Origin of the sequence: Nonomuraea glycinis (assembly GCF_014646515.1) — a bacterium.
GTDB lineage: Bacteria > Actinomycetota > Actinomycetes > Streptosporangiales > Streptosporangiaceae > Nonomuraea > Nonomuraea glycinis.
Window position 1 is genome coordinate 1 of the sequence record NZ_BMNK01000011.1, and the last position, 18108, is coordinate 18108.

General features: G+C 68.7%; 17 protein-coding genes and 1 tRNA gene. 7 read left to right on the forward strand and 11 right to left on the reverse strand.

Annotated features, from left to right (window positions below):
* Positions 1 to 479: 479 nt before the first annotated feature.
* On the forward strand, positions 480 to 878 hold the full coding sequence (locus IEY87_RS27740; RefSeq protein WP_189141752.1) for a hypothetical protein: 399 nt from the start codon (positions 480 to 482) through the stop codon (positions 876 to 878).
* Positions 879 to 1094: 216 nt separating this feature from the next.
* On the forward strand, positions 1095 to 1268 hold the full coding sequence (locus IEY87_RS27745; protein WP_225278283.1) for a hypothetical protein: 174 nt from the start codon (positions 1095 to 1097) through the stop codon (positions 1266 to 1268).
* Positions 1269 to 1291: 23 nt separating this feature from the next.
* Here IEY87_RS27745 and IEY87_RS27750 read toward each other — a convergent pair whose 3' ends face one another.
* Positions 1292 to 1759 (reverse strand): group II truncated hemoglobin, encoded by a 468-nt coding sequence (locus IEY87_RS27750; RefSeq protein WP_189141754.1) that lies wholly within the window; start codon positions 1757 to 1759, stop codon positions 1292 to 1294.
* Positions 1760 to 1822: 63 nt separating this feature from the next.
* Complete coding sequence (locus IEY87_RS27755; protein ID WP_189141755.1) at positions 1823 to 2392, reverse strand: hypothetical protein; 570 nt, start codon at positions 2390 to 2392, stop codon at positions 1823 to 1825.
* A 232-nt stretch (positions 2393 to 2624) separates the two neighbouring features.
* On the opposite strand from IEY87_RS27755, the gene IEY87_RS27760 reads away from it, so the two are divergent.
* Positions 2625 to 3953, forward strand: a complete 1329-nt coding sequence (locus tag IEY87_RS27760; RefSeq protein WP_189141756.1) for a glycoside hydrolase family 6 protein — start codon at positions 2625 to 2627, stop codon at positions 3951 to 3953.
* A gap of 5 nt (positions 3954 to 3958) precedes the next feature.
* Here IEY87_RS27760 and IEY87_RS27765 read toward each other — a convergent pair whose 3' ends face one another.
* Genes IEY87_RS27765 through IEY87_RS27780 form a run of 4 tightly spaced genes read right to left on the reverse strand, consistent with a single transcriptional unit; the run spans position 3959 to position 7484 of the window.
* Positions 3959 to 4546 (reverse strand): GTP-binding protein, encoded by a 588-nt coding sequence (locus IEY87_RS27765; RefSeq protein ID WP_189141757.1) that lies wholly within the window; start codon positions 4544 to 4546, stop codon positions 3959 to 3961.
* On the reverse strand, positions 4527 to 4877 hold the full coding sequence (locus tag IEY87_RS27770; RefSeq protein WP_189141758.1) for a DUF742 domain-containing protein: 351 nt from the start codon (positions 4875 to 4877) through the stop codon (positions 4527 to 4529). Before IEY87_RS27770 ends, IEY87_RS27765 begins: the two co-directional genes overlap by 20 nt.
* A complete protein-coding gene (locus IEY87_RS27775) occupies positions 4874 to 5299 on the reverse strand; it encodes a roadblock/LC7 domain-containing protein (RefSeq protein WP_189141759.1) in 426 nt (141 codons plus the stop codon). Before IEY87_RS27775 ends, IEY87_RS27770 begins: the two co-directional genes overlap by 4 nt.
* Complete coding sequence (locus tag IEY87_RS27780) at positions 5292 to 7484, reverse strand: sensor histidine kinase (RefSeq protein ID WP_189141760.1); 2193 nt, start codon at positions 7482 to 7484, stop codon at positions 5292 to 5294. Before IEY87_RS27780 ends, IEY87_RS27775 begins: the two co-directional genes overlap by 8 nt.
* Positions 7485 to 7870: 386 nt before the next feature.
* Here IEY87_RS27780 and IEY87_RS27785 point away from each other — a divergent pair, with 386 nt between their 5' ends.
* Together IEY87_RS27785 and IEY87_RS27790 are read left to right on the forward strand one after the other, a co-directional pair.
* Positions 7871 to 8236: a cupin domain-containing protein gene (locus IEY87_RS27785; RefSeq protein WP_189141761.1), complete on the forward strand. Its 366-nt coding sequence runs from the start codon at positions 7871 to 7873 to the stop codon at positions 8234 to 8236.
* Positions 8237 to 8412: 176 nt separating this feature from the next.
* Positions 8413 to 10161, forward strand: a complete 1749-nt coding sequence (locus tag IEY87_RS27790; protein WP_229699394.1) for a DUF1996 domain-containing protein — start codon at positions 8413 to 8415, stop codon at positions 10159 to 10161.
* Between the two features lie 230 nt (positions 10162 to 10391).
* On the opposite strand, the gene IEY87_RS27795 is transcribed toward IEY87_RS27790, so the two are convergent.
* The 5 genes from IEY87_RS27795 to IEY87_RS27815 form a co-directional block, all read right to left on the reverse strand.
* Positions 10392 to 10468 (reverse strand) — tRNA-Met (locus IEY87_RS27795).
* Between the two features lie 55 nt (positions 10469 to 10523).
* The gene (locus IEY87_RS27800; RefSeq protein WP_189141762.1) at positions 10524 to 13463 is read right to left on the reverse strand and encodes a UPF0182 family protein; all 2940 of its coding nucleotides are present in this window, start codon (positions 13461 to 13463) and stop codon (positions 10524 to 10526) included.
* A 138-nt stretch (positions 13464 to 13601) separates the two neighbouring features.
* Complete coding sequence (locus IEY87_RS27805; RefSeq protein WP_189141763.1) at positions 13602 to 14639, reverse strand: YlbL family protein; 1038 nt, start codon at positions 14637 to 14639, stop codon at positions 13602 to 13604.
* 9 nt (positions 14640 to 14648) lie between these two features.
* Positions 14649 to 15074 (reverse strand): molybdenum cofactor biosynthesis protein MoaE, encoded by a 426-nt coding sequence (locus IEY87_RS27810; protein WP_189141764.1) that lies wholly within the window; start codon positions 15072 to 15074, stop codon positions 14649 to 14651.
* 35 nt (positions 15075 to 15109) lie between these two features.
* Complete coding sequence (locus IEY87_RS27815; protein ID WP_189141990.1) at positions 15110 to 16183, reverse strand: NAD-dependent epimerase/dehydratase family protein; 1074 nt, start codon at positions 16181 to 16183, stop codon at positions 15110 to 15112.
* A 79-nt stretch (positions 16184 to 16262) separates the two neighbouring features.
* Between IEY87_RS27815 and IEY87_RS27820 the strand changes: the two genes are divergently transcribed.
* Complete coding sequence (locus IEY87_RS27820) at positions 16263 to 17519, forward strand: zinc-dependent metalloprotease (RefSeq protein ID WP_225277779.1); 1257 nt, start codon at positions 16263 to 16265, stop codon at positions 17517 to 17519.
* A complete protein-coding gene (locus IEY87_RS27825) occupies positions 17516 to 18076 on the forward strand; it encodes an NUDIX hydrolase (RefSeq protein WP_189141765.1) in 561 nt (186 codons plus the stop codon). The genes IEY87_RS27820 and IEY87_RS27825 overlap by 4 nt, the downstream gene beginning before the upstream one ends.
* Positions 18077 to 18108 lie beyond the last annotated feature (32 nt).

Below are 18108 nucleotides of genomic sequence, written 5' to 3' on the forward strand. Positions count from 1 at the left end.
CGCTCATTTCGTGTTCTGTTATGTCTTAATCCTGTCAGCCGTTCAAGTCCCTGTCAAATTGACCGGACCCGCTCGACCTGCAGGAATAACCACCGCCCCGCTTCCGGGACAACCCCTCTAACTTACCAATACATTTGAATGGTCGAGACCATCGTGATGCGAAGCAAGAGAGTGGAGTTTGCCGGGCATCTCCCGGACTCTGCGAGTCCTGGCCGCCCGTGCCTGAGCAACTCTAGCAGCCCTCAAGACCAACTCGGCCCCACAGAGGTAATCATGTGGTCCTTCCCTCCCCACGCAACCCTCAAACCTCTCTACCCTCTTGGCAACGTCAGACGCCCCTACCGGGGCAAGCTGCTACATGTCGGTACATGCCACGAGAGTCACCAGACGGGCCCTGAGCAAGCGGTCAGCAAGTCATCCGCAATCGTCTCCGGGTACGAAGGACCCATGAGCCGACTGTGCTCTCGGAGGTGGCAGCTATGACCCGTTCGGAGTTCGACGACATCCGCGCCTTTCTCGCCGACAGCGCGACCCGCGCCGACGACCTGCTGCCCATCGCCCGGATGCTGGTCGACGACCTTGAGCACGCCCGTACGCGCGAGGCCATCTTGCGGACCCACTACCTGCGTCTGCTCACCGCCTCGCGGGCGACGGTCGCGGCGGACGCCGCGGGAGCGCCCGACCCCATGGCTTTCATCAAGCACGAGCTCGCCGAGCACGGCCAACTCCCTCTCGACGGTGAGATGGTCCAGCGGATCCTGGCCGACGCCCGCACCGCCGCCACCCTTCTGGCCTGCTTGGAGCAGCCGAAGCCGGCCCGTACGCGCAACATGCGCCTGCGCCGCTGCGTCGGCGCTGCCCGCAGCCTGCCCAGATGAGGCCCCACCAGCAGCCTTTCCAGATCGGGCCCCACCCGCAGCCTCTCCAGGTGACGCGCCGCCCGCAGCCTTCCCGGTAACGCGCCCCGGTGTGGCAACGCAAGCCTTTCCGATGGACGGGGCTAGGTAGCGGCACACCAGTGACCCGATGACGACCTGCTACATACCCGTCATTGATGAAGCGACTGGGAGACTGCGCATATGTGGCATCGGGGTATGAATTGGGCGGCCATCGCGCTGGTCGGGATATTTGGCCTGATGTGGCTCGGTGTCGTGGTCTATGCGGACGTCACCTCTGCCCCGTGGATGCGTGTCGCCCAGGCGGTCTTCGCACTGTTCCTGCTGGGGTGGGCCGCCTGGAAGACGGCGGTGATGATCGGCAAGGCCTGAGCCGAGTCAGCCGTACGAGACGGTTACGGGATATAGGGCGGCGCCACGCCCCATCCCCAGTGCGGCACCGGCGCCTGGGGCGGCGGTTCGGCTCCGGGCTGGGAGTTCTGCCGGGCGAGGCGGGTCCCCCATTCGACGTAGCCGAAGAAGGCGGCCCTGAACTCGGGGTCGTCCGGCAACTCCACCTCGTCCGCCGCGTCCATGAGCAGGCTCACCCACCGCCGGCGCTGCGGCTCGGTGATGCCCTTGCCAAGGTGGTGCGCGAGCATGTGCGCGTATCCGCCACGCTCGTCGGTGTAGCGCGCCGGGCCGCCGAACACCTCCGCGAGCCACATCGCCACATACTTCGGGTGGCCCGGGTCCATGTGCGCGAACAGCGGGCCGATGAGCTCGTCCTTCTTGACCTCTCGGTAGAACACCTCGGTCAGCCGCTCCAACGCGTCCGTGCCGCCCGCCCACTCGTACAGCGTCGGCACCGCTTCATCAGTCATGTAATTATGTAATCAGTCCTGATAAATCAGGGCAAGACCCCGACGGCGGGAAGCGGGCAGCGGTCAGAAGTCATCGCAGGTCACGTACCACCGGCCGGAGAGGTGGTCGACGGAGGACGACCGGATCTTCCCATCGCCCGTCGCATAGGTGAGCCCGCAGAATTCCAGCCACCCGCCGGCTCCGATCACGCTGAGGTTGGAGCTGCCCTCGTGGCGGACGGCACGCCCGACGGGGAAGACTCCCACCCAGTCGACGCCCAGCCCGGCTTCGGCGTCGCCCAGCGTCATGCTCTCCGGATGCAGCGGCAGCGAGCTCACATAGTCGGACAGCGCCGGCTCGGAGACCGCGAAGGCCACCCGGATGGGCAGGTCCGCGGCCACGGCGCCGCACGTCACGACAGCGAGCACCGGCGCGACGGCGACCACCGCATGCCGTCGGCGACCCGGCAGGTAGAGCAGCACCCCCCAGCAGCCGGCCGCGATCAGCCAGAAGAGGAACGCATAGGACCAGACATAGAGGCTGCCTCCAGGAAACACGGCGCCGATCAGGCTGGCCAGGGTCGCGAGCAGCGGCGGGACCACGAGCCAGAGACCCCGCATCCGCTTGCGCGCGGGCGGGGCGGGAACGGGCACACGCAGACGATAGCAAGTCCGCACCAAGATCCCGGGCGACCTGCCAAGAACCGTCCTGACGGTTGAAACTTTCAGCCACTCGGCGCACGGCCGACCTGTCCAGCCTGTGCCTTTGGCGGGAGCGGGTACGTCCGCGGCCGCCGCCCCTTCTGGTCGCGGCCGTGTCTCCCTACCATCCGAGAGAACCGATGGGAGCGCTCCCAAAGCACCCACGTCATCGGACGGAGCATCCATGTCTCGCAAAAGACCCCTCCTGGCCGGCATCCTCACCGCGCTCGCCACGGTCGCGGCGGGGACGGTCGTCTTCACCTCGTCCGCCGTCCAGGCCGCCGAGTCCACGTTCTACGTGGATCCGCTGACCAGCGCGGCCACGTGGGTGGCCGCCAACCCCGGCGACCGCCGCGCCGCCGTGATCAGAGACCGGATCGCCGCCGTCCCGCAGGGCCGCTGGTTCGCCACCTACAACCCGGCGACCGTGCGCGGCCAGGTTGACGCGTACGTGGGCGCCGCCGCGACGGCGGGCAAGATCCCCATCATGGTCGTGTACGCCATGCCGAACCGCGACTGCGGCGGCCCGAGCGCGGGCGGAGCTCCCGACCACGCGGCGTACCGGGGCTGGATCGACCAGATCGCGGCAGGTCTGGGCGGGCGGCCCGCCACCATCATCCTGGAGCCGGACGCGCTGGCCATCATGTCCAGCTGCATGAACGCCGCCCAGCAGGCCGAGGTCCAGGCCTCCATGGCCTACGCCGGGGAGCGCTTCAACGCCACGTCCGCCCAGGTGAACGTCTACTTCGACATCGGCCACGACGCCTGGCTGTCACCCTCGGAGGCCGCCGCCCGGCTGACCGGCGCGCGCGTGGCCGGCAGCGCCGACGGCATCGCCGTCAACACCTCGAACTATCGCGCCACGGCGGGCCTGGTGTCGTTCGCCAAGAGCGTCATCGCCGCGACCGGGGTCTCCGGGCTGGGCGCGGTCGTGGACACCAGTCGCAACGGCAACGGGCCGGCGGGCAGTGAGTGGTGTGATCCGGCAGGCCGGGCCACCGGCACCTGGAGCACCACCGAGACCGGGGACCCGGCCATCGACGCGTTCCTGTGGGTGAAGCCTCCGGGCGAGGCCGACGGCTGTCTCGCCGCCGCGGGCCAGTTCGTGCCGCAGCGGGCCTACGACCTTGCCTCGGCGGCACCGTCGCCCACCGTCACCCCGACCGTGACACCCACAGTGACGCCTACCGTCACTCCCACGGTGCCGCCGGCGGGCTGCGCCGCGTCGTACCGGCTGATCAGCACGTGGGCGGACGGTTTCCAGGCGGAGGTCACGGTGCGGAACACCGGGTCGTCGCCCACGGCGGGCTGGCGGGTGCGCTGGGCCTTCCCCGGCGGGCAGTCCATCTCGCAGCTGTGGAACGGCAGCCTCTCGACCTCCGGTGGCGTCACGGTCACCGACCTCGGCTGGAACGGCGGCATCGCGCCGAACGCGACGACCACGTTCGGCTTCCTCGGTAGCGGGAACGGCGACGGCAGCACGCCGTCGCCCCTCACCTGCACGGCGTCCTGACGTCGCTAGCGGATGCTCATCGAGTGGGTGACCAGGGTGGTCAGCACCTCTTTGACGGAGGCGCGGTCGCGGGCGTCACACATGATGAGCGGCGTGGACTCGTCCAACCCCAGCGCCCGCCGCACCTTCGCCGCATCGTGGCGGCGGGCGCCGTCGAAGCAGTTGACCGCGACCACGAAGGGGAGGTCGAGCTTCTCGAAGTAGTCCACGGCGGGGAAGCAGTCCTGCAGCCGCCGGGTGTCGACCAGGACGACCGCCCCCAGCGCGCCCAGCGCCAGCTCCTCCCACATGAACCAGAAGCGATCCTGTCCGGGCGTGCCGAACAGGTAGAGCCACAGGCCGTCGCGGATGGTGATGCGGCCGAAGTCCAGTGCCACCGTTGTGGCGATCTTGGTTTCCACGCCCGAGATGTCGTCCACGCCTACGCCGCGGTCGCTCAGCAGTTCCTCGGTGTGCAGGGGACGTATTTCGCTGATGGTGCCGACCATGGTGGTCTTGCCCACGCCGAACCCCCCTGCCACCAGGATCTTCAGGGCAGTGGCGGTGAGCGTACCTCCGGAGAGCCGGGGGCGGTCAAAGCCTGCGTATTCCATGCAGTACATCCCTGTAGGTACGTTCATCGATCGTCTCGTCGACGGGCTGCGGTGCTGCGATGTCGACCAGGCCTTCGCGCCGGAGGTCGCCGAGGAGCACGCGGGTGATGTTGAGCGGCAGCCCGAGCTGCGCCGCCACGTCGGCCACGGGGGTCGGCTCGTGGCAGATGGTCAGCATGGCGTGGTGTTCCGGATTCAGGCCGACCGGCTCGATCGGCGTCATGATCGTCGTGACGATGGCCACCAGATCGAACGCCTCGCCGGGCGGCCGCGCCCGGCCGCCCGTCAGGCCGTACAGCCTGATCAGAGGCCCTGGATCCGCATCCGTCATGGCGCCATGCCGTTCCAGGCGGGTGCGGGCGCCGCTCCTCGCGGCTGGGCGCTCAGGTGCTGGCCCACCCGCTTGACGAGCAGTGCCATCTCGTACGTGACCAGTCCGAGCTCGGCGTCGCCCGCCGCCAGCACGGCCAGTCTGGCGCCCTGTCCGGCGGCCGTGACGAAGAGGAAGCCACCCTCCATCTCGAAGATCGTCTGACGTACACCGCCGAGTCCGAAATGCCGCCCGGTGCCCGAGGCCAGGCCGTGGCTGCCGGCCGCGATGGCCGCGAGGTGCTCGGTGTCCTCCCTCGTCAGCGCCTTGGAGCCGCCCATCGTCAGGCCGTCGGCGGACAACAGGACCGCGTGCTGTATGCCGTCGACCCGGTGGGTCAGGTCGTCGAGCAGCCAGCTCAGCTCAGCTCTAGCGTCAGCCATGGGAATCCCTTTCGTTGCGCACGTCTCGTTCCCTTTCCACCTCTCTGCGCCCTTGACGCCATCCCTCCTGCATGGAGGTCATCAGGTCGAGGAGCTCCCGCGGAGAGCGGGCGGAGGTTTCGCGGTCCGGTTTGAGACGTGTACCGCTCAGTTGTGGTGCGATGTTGGTCTGCCGCACCCGGACAGGCAGCCCGTCCAGGTCGTCGTCGATCTCAGGTGCGGCAGGCGGTGACTGGATGGGGTGGATCGGTTTACGTACCGACTTGGCGGATGTGTAGGAGCGGGTGGCGTCGAACAGGGAGAAGCCGGTCGGCGCGGCCGGCGTGAGCAGGCTCGCGGGCAGCATGAGGATCGCGGTCGTCCCGTCGTACGGCGACGGGCGGAGCGTGACCCTGATCCCGTGCCGGGCGGCCAGTCGCGAGACCACGAAGATGCCCATCCGGTCGGTGCCGGCCAGGTCGAACTCGGGCGGGGTGGCGAGCTGGGCGTTGAGCTCGGCCAGGACGGCGGGCTCGACGCCGAGGCCGCAGTCCTCGACCTCCACCGCGAACCCGTTCGCCGCGCTCAGGCCGCGGACCTGAACGGTGGTGTTCGGCGGGGAGAAGGCGGTGGCGTTCTCCACCAGCTCGGCGATCAGGTGGATCACGTCGGTCACCGCGTTGCCGACGAGCAGCGGCGCTGCCTGCATCGGCTGGATGGTGACCCGCGTGTAGTCCTCGACCTCCAGGGCCGCGCTCCGCGCCACGTCGTAGATCGGCACCGGGTCGCGCCAGCGGCGGCCGGGGGCGGCGTCGGACAGGATGATCAGGTTCTCCGCGTGCCGGCGCATGCGGGTGGTGAAGTGGTCGAGTTTGAACAGGTTCTCCAGGGTGTCCGGATCCTCGGTCTTGCGCTCCATGGAGTCGAGCAGGCTGAGCTGGCGGTGCAGCAGGGCCTGGTTGCGGCGGGCCAGGTTCAGGAAGACCTGGCCGACGCCCCTGCGCAGGGTGGCCTGGCCGACGGCGGCCTGTACGGCGGTCCGCTGTACGTCCGAGAACGCCCGGGCGACGGCCGCCACCTCGGCCGTGCGGGCGCTGCCCAGCTCCGGCGTCTCCGCGGGGTCGACGTCCTCTCCCCTGCGCAGCCGCTCGACCAGCCTGGGCAGCCGTACCTCGGCCAGCTCAACGGCCGAGCTCTGCAGCCTCTTCAGCTCGTCGACCAGGGAGCGGCCGAAGCGGTAGGAGAGCACGATCGACAGCACCACGGCCAGCAGGCCGAGCCCCACCACCAGCACGATGCGCAGCAGGCCGGTGACGACGAGGCTCTCGCCCTTGAGCGTGGCGCGTTGCAGATCCTTGGCAGCGTTGCCGGTCAGTCCGGTGAACGCCTCGCTCGCGTCGCGCTGCCAGTCGGCCGCGGACACCGGCGGCTTGCCGGTCAGGTCCCAGGCGAAGACGGCGTCCTCGGCTCGCTCGAAGCGCTGGTAGGCGACGCTCGCCGCCAGCTGGGCGTGCCATTCCCGCAGGTCGGGGCCGATGTCGCGGTCGGCGTCGGCGAGCTGGACCCGGCGGGAGGTCATCGCCGCGACGAACGCCGCGTGCTCGGCCTGGGTCATCTCCCCGCGGGCCAGCGCCGGGGTGAGCACCGCGTGCTCCCTGGCGGCATACTCCGCGACCGAGCTGTAGGCGGTCAGCCCGCGCAGCACCCGGTACGACGACACCTCGGTGACCCGCTCCGAACCACCGAACTGGCGTTGCGCGACGCTGATCACCGCGTCGTACTTCTCGGTCGTGGCGAGCGGGATCTTCTCCTCCATATCGGCGCCGGCCCGTACCGCGGAGAGCCCGTCGAGCTCGTTGAGCAGGCCCTGCACCGCCTCGGGGGGCGTGCCGCTCACCGACACCTGACCTGCCACGTCCCGGATCCGGGTCACGGCCTGGTCGGTGCGCTGCCGCTGCGCCGCGAGCCGCGCGTCGCCCGCCGTGTCGCCGGCGAGCTCGGCGGACAGCTGGCGCTCGCGCTGCACCTCGACGATCAGCGCGCGAGCGGGCGCGCCGACCGCGTCCCACTCGCTCCTGCTCTGCGCGAACCCCGAGGTCTCCGCCACCATGCTGTACGAGAGGAACGCCCACAGGGCGACCAGCGAGATCAGGGGCACCAGCAGGATCTTGAGGATCTTCGAGCGGATCGGCGGGGTGGAGCTCATCGCTAGGTCCAATCCGCTAGTTGATCTGCCGGTTGTGGGTGGCAAGTGCCGCGAGTGCACTGTGATTTGCCCCACTATGCACGTGACGCTCCCGGGCGACAACCCGCTGTTACAAAAGTTGATATTTTGATACCAGGTAGAGCGGAAAGTCCGTCCTCACCGGCGATCCCTCGCCGCCCGGATCGCCAGGATGCACGGTCCCCTGAGGCCGCCGCCGCACCACCACGGCGAGCGCGGGTGTCGTCGCACCAGGCGGCCAGACCGTCTCATGATCTGGTCATACTCCGCCCCGTGCGGGAATTCCGGGTATCTGGGGTGACCGGCCGCGGGTGCGGGGTAGTAGCGCGAGAGTCCGTGTGCCTGATCATTACGGGAGCGAGAGAACCGTGCAGCACTTCACCATCGTCACCATTGCCGAGAAGAGTGCCGACTTCCGCCGTGTCCTGTGGACCGGGGAACACAGCCAGTTGGTCATCATGACCATCCCGCCGGGGGGCGAGATCGGCGATGAGGTCCACGAGGAGAACGACCAGATCCTGACCTTCGTCGCCGGCACCGGCGAGGCGCGGGTCGGGGGCGAGGTCCGTGAGGTCAACCAGGGAGACCTGGTCGCCGTACCGGCCGGGACACGGCACAACTTCATCAACACCGGCGTCAACCCGCTGGTCCTCTACACGGTGTACGGGCCTCCGGACCACGCGGACGGGGTCGTACACCACACCAAGGAAGAGGCGGACCGCGACGAAGGCTGACCGCTCGACCGCCGCCCTCCGGGATGACCACTCCCGGAGGGCTTCTTGCCGGGGCGGCTGAACCCAGACAATCTTTCTCCCGTACCACTCCGAAACCGGGCTTTCCCAAGACCGGAAGGAGAGGTCGCATGCATATGAGATCGGGGAGAAGAGGGCGCGGAGCGTGGTGGGGCGCCGTGGCGATAGGCGGCAGCATCGCGCTGGTCCTGTCCGGCGCTCCGTTATCCGCCCAGGCCAGCAGCCTGGCGGCGGACACCATCGTCTGCCCGAGCGTCGCCGGCCAGCTCCAGGAGATCCCGGCCGCCGCTCAGAACGAAGTCGACCGGAACCTGGCCCTCCTGGAAACCCAGATCCAGGAAGCCAACGACCGACTGGCCGACACCCAAGGACAAGGCGGCCCCAACTTCGTCCAGAACGCCATCCTCGGCCCCCTCGCCGACAAACGCGCCGCCACCCTCGACCGCATCGCCATAGCCATCGGCCGATCCGCCGAACGCCCCGACAACCTGGCCGCACTCGCCACGTGCAGGCTCAGCGATTCCGGCGGCAACGACACCTCCCCCAGCCCCAGCCCCAGCCCCAGTCCCGCCCCTGACGACAACGCCACCTCACCGCCTCCGGCGCAGGACGACAACGGCGGGAGCGCGCAGCGCATCGTCTGCCCGAGCGTCAACGACCAGCTCCCGGAGATCCCGGCCGCCGCTCAGAACGAAGTCGACCGGAACCTGGCCCTCCTGGAAACCCAGATCCAGGAAGCCAACGACCGACTGGCCGACACCCAAGGACAAGGCGGCCCCAACTTCGTCCAGAACGCCATCCTCGGCCCCCTCGCCGACAAACGCGCCGCCACCCTCGACCGCATCGCCATAGCCATCGGCCGATCCGCCGAACGCCCCGACAACCTGGCCGCCCTCGCTCCCTGCAGCCTCGACGATGCCGGCGCACCCGCGCCCGACCCGGGGACCGGCTCACCCAGCCCTCAGCCGACTGACGGCCAGAACGGCGGCGGCCAGAGCGAGGAGGAGATCGCGGCGGCCATCGGACCGTCGGCCGAGGACTTCATCGACATCCGGCAGGTCGCACGCACCCGGCAACCGCAGGCGCGCGGGAACGGCTCCAGGGGCGTGTTCGTCTCCGATTGCGGCACGAACGAGGAAGAGCATCGCAACACCGACAACCTGATCAACGCCCCCGGCGTGGTCAACGCTGCCCAGCACCTGCACGACTACGTGGGCAACGTGTCGGCCGACGCCTTCTCCACCAACGAGAGCCTCGCCGCCTCCGACACCACGTGCCGCAACAAGGCTGACCAGACGACCTACTTCTGGCCGGTCCTGCGCGTACGGGGGCCCAACGACGAGCCTGGCGCGCCGGAGGTGGACAAGAACAACATCGGCACGCCGGTGCGGGCGTCAGTGGCGCGGCTGGAGTACCGCGGCAATCCCACCTCGCCGGTCACGGCGGCGCCGCGCTTCCTCAGGCTCAACTTCGGCGACGCCAAGGCGGTGACCAACGGCCCGGCCAACGCCAGGCCGGTCTGGACCTGCACCGGTTTCACCGACCGCATCACCGACAAATACCCGATCTGCCCCTCCGGCAGCCGAGTGACCCGCATCTTCGACATGCCGAGTTGCTGGGACGGCCAGAACATCGACAGCGCCAACCACCGCGACCACCTCGTCTTCCCGGATGACAACGGCGCCTGCCCGAGCGGCACCAAGGCCGTGCCGCAACTGCGCATGACCCTGATCTACAACGACCTTCCCAACACCCGCCCCAACGGCACGGACGTCCCCTTCGCCGTGGACTCCTTCGCCAGCGAACGCCACAGCCCGATCACCGACCACGTCGGCGCCATCGGCGTGATCTCGGATCAGCTCATGGGGACCATCGTCGAGTGCATCAACAACGGCAGGAGGTGCTGATGGCCTGACTCCCAACCCCACATCCGGCCGGACTCGCCCCACACGTCGAGTCCGGCCGTTGTGATGTACGGCGCTGGTAGGTGCACGGCGGTGCTGTACGGGCTGTGATGTACGGCACGATTCGCCCGATGGGCAAGGAATGGGTTACCAGGACCCGATGATGAGCCGGGAAATGGTCGCCGGAGAATGAGAAATGCCCTCCGGGATAATCCCGGAGGGCATTTCTTCTTTGGTAGCGGGGGCAGGATTTGAACCTGCGACCTCTGGGTTATGAGCCCAGCGAGCTACCGAACTGCTCCACCCCGCGTCGGTGTGTGTCTAAAGACTATCCCTGACACGGGGCTTACGCAAACTGACTGGCCCTACCCCCCCGTCGGCGACGGCGCGGGAGAGCCTGTCGGTGTCACCGTCGGCGTGGCGCTGGGTGTCGCCGAGGGCGTAGCCGTGGGGCCGGCCGAAGGCACCGGCTGGGCGCCGGCCGTCTTCAGCTTCTCCAGGGCGTCGTCCAGCCGCTGCTGAGCCTTGCCGTACTCGACCCAGTTCGGCGGGTCGGTCTGCAGGGCCTTCTGAGCGTCGTCGTAGGCCTTCTCAGCCTCGGAGATGGCCGTCGACAGGGCCGTGGCGGCCTGGTTGTTCTCGGTCGGCTTGTTCTCCTGCTGGACGTTCTCGTCCGTCTGCGTCTGCTGCTCGCCGCCGAAGACCTGGGCGAGCGCCCCCTCCAGGGTGCGGTCGACGCCGATCTTGCTGCCGAACGACACCAGCACCCGCTGCAGGATCGGGTACGGCTCCTGGCCGCCGCCGGCCGCCACCTGAATGTAGACGGGCTCGATGTAGACCAGCCCGCCCGCGTAGGGCAGCGTCAGCAGGTTGCCGTACCGGACCGCCGACGCGCCGACTCCCAGCAGGTTGAGCTCACCGGCGAACCGGCTCTGGAAGGAGTTCTGTGCCTGGCCCGGACCGGGGATCGGGGTGTTGGACGGCATGCGCAGGACGCGGAGTTTGCCGTAGTTGGGACCGGCCGTGGAGTCGACCGCCATGAAGGCGGCCAGGTTGGGCCCCTCCCTGGGGACGAACGTCGTCGTCAGGGAGAACGTCGGCTGGCCACCCGGCATCGTGGTGGTCAGGTAGTAGGGCGGCTGCTTGATGTTGCGGTCGCCCTGCGACGGGTCGTTGGGGACGTTCCAGAAGTCCTGGCCGCTGTAGAAGGCCGCGGCGTCGGTGATGTGGTAGCGCGACAGGGTGTAGCGCTGCACCTTGAACAGGTCTTCCGGGTAGCGCACGTGGGCGCGCAGGTCCTGGCTCATCTCGGCGGCCGGGCGGATGACCCCGGGGAAGGCCTTGCTCCAGGTCTTCAGGATCGGGTCGTTGGCGTCCCAGCCGTAGAGGGTGACGGTGCCGTCGTAGGCGTCGACCGTGGCCTTGACGGAGTTGCGGATGTAGTTGATCTTGTCCTGCGGCTGCTGAGCGATGACGCGGGAGCGGTCCGTGGACAGGTCCCTGGTCATCTCGCCGAGGCTCTCGCTCTGCGAGTAGGGGTAGGCGTTGGACGTGGTGTAGGCGTCCACGATCCAGGTGACCCGTCCGTCGACGATCGCCGGGTAAGGGTTGGAGTCGAGGGTCAGGAACGGGGCGACCTTCTGGATCCGCTGGCGCGGGTTGCGCTCGTACAGGATCTTGGAATTGTCGTTGATGTCGCCCGACAGCAGGATGTTCACCTCGCCGTACTTGGCGGCGTAGAACAACCTGTTGACGAAGGAGCCGACGGGCACGCCGCCCGCGCCGGTGTAGGTGGTGTTCGCCTGGCCGGTGCCGCCCGTCTCCGGGTAGTCGAGCTCCTGCGGCCTGCTCGGGTTGCCGCCGGCGATGGCGTACTGCTGGTTGCTCTCGTGCTCGCCGAAGTAGATGCGCGATTCCTTGAGCGCGGTGCTGGACGCCAGCGGACCGGTGACCGGCATGTTCTTGGCGTCGTAGTCGGGCAGGCCACCGGAGTCGACCTTGTTGCCCGGCGCGGTCACGATGCCGTAGCCGTGGGTGTAGACGAGGTGCCGGTTGATCCAGTTGTTCTGGCCCTGGGGCGGCCCGGTCAGCTCGCGGACGCCGATGATGTGGTCGACGAGCTTGCCGGTCGAGTCGGGATAGCGGTCGACGTCGAGCTGGTCGGAGAAGGCGTAGAAGCCACGGATGCGCTGGGTCTGCTCGTAGGTCGCGGACACGAGCGCCGGGTCGAGCAGGCGCACGCCGGCGACCGAGGCGTCGCCGTTGACCTGCACCTTGCTCGGGTCGACCTCGGCGGTGTAGGGAGTGATCTCCGCATCACCGATCTTGTACGCGTCCCGCGTCGCGGTGATGTTGCGGCCGATGAACGCGGCTTCCTTGCCCTGCTGGTTGGGCTTGACCTGGAACTGCTCGACCAGCAGCGGGTAGACGCCGCCGATCAGCACGGCAGAGAGCACCAGCAGACCGAGGGACACGCCGGGCAGCATGCCGCCCGGCCGGAAGACGCCGGCGAAGAACAGCACGGCGCAGATCAGCGCGATGATCGCGAGGATGGTCTTGGCGGGCAGCACGGCGTTGATGTCCGTGTAGGAGGCGCCGTTCACGAACCCGCGCTCGGAGAAGACCAGGGCGAACCGGTCGAACCAGTAGGCGACGGCCTTGAGCAGCACGAAGACGCCGACCAGGACCGACAGGTGGACCCGTGCGGCGCGGGATGCGTGCACGCCGGGCGACTGCAGCCTGAATCCGCCGTAGAGGTAATGGGTGATCGCCGCGAGGATGGTCGCGATGATGACGGCGGTGAACAGGAAGTTCAGCACCATCTCGATGAACGGGAGTTCGAAGGTGAAGAACGAGATGTCCATCTTGAACTGCTCGTCCGTCTTGCCGAACGGCTCCCCGTTGACGAACTGCATCCACGTCGGCCACTGACCGGCGAGGGACGAGCCCGCGAAAAGCCCGATCATCGCCATGCCGACGATGAAGATGAGCTTGCGATGCGGGTCGATGGCCATGCGATAACGGTCGGCGCCGCTGCCGCCACCGAACATGGCGGGCCCGAACATCGGCCGGGTCCTGAAGGCCAGCAGCATGTTGCCGCCGACGATGCCGACCATGAGCAGCGCCCCGATGAGGAACAGCACGATCTCGGTCAGCAGCACACCGGAGAAGACCGGAATGTAATCGATGGCGTCAAACCATAGATAATCCGTATAAATCCCGGAAAAAAGGAAGAAAAGTGCCACAATCGCCACGAGTGCGATCGCGACAGGCAGAAGCAGTCGCGGTCGGCGGGGCAAACGCATCGCCCTGCCGCCGGCTCCTGGGGTCCGGAAGCTCAAGGCCAACCCCTCGTCGTGATGAAGAAACGGTCCGTGTCTGGCAACCTACACCGCGGTGCCATCCCTACGACTAACGCACGGCGATAGCAGGAAGTTTCGTCCCTAGCTACAAGAAGGCACCTCACCTTTCCCCGTGTTGAGCGCGTCGAGCGCCTGCACCGCGCCGCTCAGCGTCTCCGCCTTGACCAGCCGCAGCCCGTCGGGCACGCCCTTGACGGCCTCGGCGCAGTTGTCGGCCGGCGTGAGGAAGACGGTGGCCCCCGCGTCACGGGCGCCGACCATCTTCTGGGCGATGCCGCCGATCGGTCCCACCTCGCCTTCGGGGGTGATCGTGCCCGTGCCCGCGATCTGCTTGCCGCCGGTGAGCGGGCCGCGGGTGAGTTTGTCCACGATGCCGAGCGAGAACATCAGCCCGGCGCTCGGCCCGCCCACGTCGCCCACGTTGATGTCCACCTCGAACGGGAACTTGTACTTGGCCTGCATGGTCACCCCGACCATGGCCTTGCCCCGCTCCCCGATGGTCTTCACCGCGACGTCGAGCTTCTGCTCGCCTCTGACGACGCCGAACGTCACCTGCTCGCCCGGGCCGCGCGCCCTGACCGCCTCGCCGACCGCATCGATCTCGCTGACCGGCTTGCCGTCCACCGCGACGATCTCGTCGCCCTTCAGCAGCTTGCCGGCGGCGGGCTGGTCCTTCACGGTGGAGACCACCGAGATGACGGTGGTGTAGGGAATCTTGAGCTCGGTGAGCGCGGCGGCCGTCGCGTTGTCCTGGGAGTTGGTCATCTCGACCGTGTTCTCCTCCTCGACCTGCTGCTGAGAGCGGTCGGGGGCGAAAATGGTCTCCTGCGGCACCACGGCCACGGTCGGATCGATCCAGCCGCGCAGCGCGGTCAGCAGGTCGATCTTGGCGTTGGGCCCGCCCTGGTAGGCGACGGTGACGAGCCTCAGCTCACCATCGGTCGGGTACGTCTCCCGCCCGCTGATCGTGATCACCGGTTTGTTGTCCACCTTGTCGAGGGTGTCCTCGGTCGGGCCGGGACTGAGCACGACGTACGGCACCTTCGACAGCGCCCCCACGATCCCGAGGGCGAGCACGAGAAAGGCCGAAACCAGCAGGGTCAGGGCGCGTCGTGACATGGATCGAGCTTATTCGCAGGCGCCGACCCACTCGGTCGACCCATCGGCGAACACCTGATGTTTCCAGATCGGCACCTGGGACTTGAGGTCGTCGATGAGCCTGCGCGCCGCCAGGAACGCCTCCTGCCGGTGCGGACTGGCCACGGCCACGATCACCGCCGTGTCGCCCAGCTCCAGGTCGCCGACCCGGTGCACGGCCGCGAGCGCGGTCACGGGGAAATCGGTGACCACCTTTTCCGCCACCGCCCGCAGTTCGCTGTCGGCCGAAGGGTGCGCCGAGTAGGAGAGCCTGGTCACGGGCTTGCCGTGGTCCTGCTCGCGCACGGTGCCCACGAAGAGCGTCGTGCCGCCGGCCGCGTGGTCACCCACCGCGGCCATCACCTCGTCCACAGAGAGCGCGGTGTCACGAATTGCCAGCAAGCGGATAACGTCCACGAAAAGAGCCTACAGAAGTTGTCCTCCTCAAAGCCTCACGCACGCCGCTTCTTGCGCACCTGGTGGACGATCGCGGCGGTGCCGATGACCGCGACGGTCGCACCGGCCGCGGTGAGCGTGGCCTCCTTGACCGGCAGCCGCCTGCCGACCACGGTCGTCCGGTTCTCGCGCAGCTCCAGCACCTGCGCGAGCGCGGCCTCGTTGGTCCAGGCCGGCTTCCAGCCCGCCGCACGCAGCCCCACGCAGTCGACCACCCACGGATAGACGACATAGTGCAGGTCCGTGGCGGGAGCCGGGGTGATGCCCAGCCGGTGCAGCCGCTGCGCGGTGCCGAACGTCAATCCGGCGGGCAGCTCGAAGCGGCGGATCCCGGACAGCTCCTCGACCTTGTCCTGCTCCAGCCATCCGTCGGAGCCCACGGCCACCACCCCGCTGATCGCGCCCTTCGCGGCCAGCTCCAGCGCCGAGACCAGGTCGTCGATGTGGCAGAACTGCCAGCGCGGCTCGCACCCCTTGACGGTGAGCAGCCTCGGTGACTCGAAGTGGCGGGTGATGACGGTGTCCACGCCGGGGCCGACGACCGCGGCCGGGCGCAGCACCGTCAGCTCCAGCCCCGGATGACTGCGCAGCGACCTGCGTACGAGCGCCTCGATCTCCAGGTAGTCGCCCACCACGCCGGTGTCGGGCTCGGCCGCGACCGGGCCGTCCTCGGCGAGGGGCACGTCGTTGTCGGGCGCCGCGCCGTACACCATCGCGCTCGTGACGAGCACGACGCGGCGGACGCGCGCGGCCGCGCTGGCGGTCAGCACGGTCTGCGCCGCTCTCAGGTTGTACGCCCGCCGCTCCCCGGGGTTGGCGTCGACGGCGTAGTCACCGGCCAGATGGACCAGGACGTCGATGTCGGAGATTCGGTTCGCCAAGAGCGGATCTCGTACGTCGATCACTCTCCACGTGGCCTCCTTGATGTCGCCGCGCTCCTCGTCAATGGCCACCACCCTGCGGAAATCCTGGGAGGAGACGAGCTTTGCGAGCAACTCACGGCCCAGGCCTGAGGCAGCACCTGTGACCGCTACGACTGGTTGGCGCGGGCGTTTCGAGGTAGGCACCAGGTCCTCACTTTGCACTGATCCGCCGTAGGACGACTAACGTGGCGGATGTGGACTCCTCCATCCTGCACGAGGTAGAGCGGTGACTGACCTGCCAGGTCGTGAAAACGACCCCAACGAAAACCCGTTCGCCATGTTCGGCGACCCTGAGCAGATGGCTCAGGCGATGCGCCAGTTCGCCGACATGCTGTCGGCGCCGCAGGGTTCCGGCCCTGTCAACTGGGACATGGCCAAGAACATCGCCCGCCACGCCGTGGTCGCAGAGGGCGATCCCAGCGTCATGGAGGGTGAGCGACGCCAGATCGTCGACGCCCTCCAGCTGGCCGACCTGTGGCTCAACGAGGCCACCGCGCTGCCCAGCGGCGTGTCCGGCCCACAGGCGTGGAGCCGCTCCGAGTGGATCGAGAACACGATCCCGGTGTGGCGCAAGCTGGCCGAGCCGATCGCCGAGCGCATGGTCGAGACCATGAGCGGCGCGCTCGGCGGCGCCAACCTGCCGCCTGAGGCCCAGCAGATGGCCGGGCCGCTGATGGGCATGATGAAGCAGATGGGCGGCATGATGGTCGGTCAGCAGATCGGCCAGGCGCTCGGCTCGCTGGCGCGCGAGGTGATCGGCACGACCGACATCGGGCTGCCGCTGTCGGACACCGCCGCGCTGCTGCCCGGCGGCATCGCCTCCTTCAGCGAGGGCCTGGAGCACCCGGCCGACGAGATCCGGCTCTATCTGGCGCTGCGCGAGGCGGCGCACCACCGGCTGTTCCAGCACGTGCCGTGGCTGCGCGGGCACCTGCTCGGCGCCGTCGAGGAATATGCCAGGGGCATCACGGTCGACACCTCCGCGCTGGAGGAGCAGATCCGCGGCCTCGACATCAACAACCCCGAGGCGCTCCAGGAGGCGCTCAGCGGGGGCGCCCTGCTCAAGCCCGAGGAGACCGAGCGGCAGAAGGCCGCCCTGGCTCGCCTGGAGACGATGCTCGCGCTGGTCGAGGGCTGGGTGGCGACGGTGGTCGACGAGGCCGCCGCGGGCAAGCTGCCCTCCGCCGTGGCGCTGGCGGAGACCGTACGACGTCGTCGTGCGACGGGCGGTCCGGCCGAGCTGACCTTCGGCACGCTCGTCGGCCTGGAGCTGCGTCCGCGCAGGCTGCGGGAGGCGGCGGCGCTGTGGCAGGCGCTGAAGCAGGAGCGCGGGATCGACGGGCGCGACGCGCTGTGGGGTCACCCCGACCTCATGCCGCACGCCGACGACCTGGACGACCCCGAGGCGTTCGTGCGCGGCGAGGCCGCGTGGGACATCTCACAGCTCGACCGCAAGCCCGACGACGAGGGCGACCAGAATTGAGCCTGCACCACGACGCGGTGAGCGTGCTCACCGCGTGGGCCGCGCCGACGGCCGAGGAGGAGGCGCTGCGCGCGGAGTTCCTCGAGCATCTGGCGGCGCACGACGACGCGATGCTGCGCCAGTGCGTTCCCGGGCATCTGACGGCGACGACGGCGGTGCTGTCGCACGACGGCGCGCGAGTGCTGCTCACCCTGCACCCCAAGGCCGGCATGTGGCTGCCCATGGGCGGCCACTGTGAGCCGGGCGACCGCACGCTGACGGAGGTCGCGCTCCGCGAGGCCGTGGAGGAGTCGGGCATCGCGGACCTGGAGTTGCTGCCCGGCCCGCTGGCGCTGGACAAGCACCGGGTCTGGTGTCATCCGCCGGACAGCCGGCATTTCGACGTCGAGTACGCCGCCGTGGCCCCTGCGGGGGCCGAAGCGGTCATCAGTGATGAATCGCTGGATCTGCGCTGGTTCCCGATCGACGGGATCCCCGAGCTCTCCGACGAGGCGACCCGCCGCCTGGCCGCACGCGGGCAGGCCGCTCTTACCTCGCGCTCACGCGCGTTTGGCTAGAGTCCCCGGGAGATCGGATCGTTCCAAAGGGG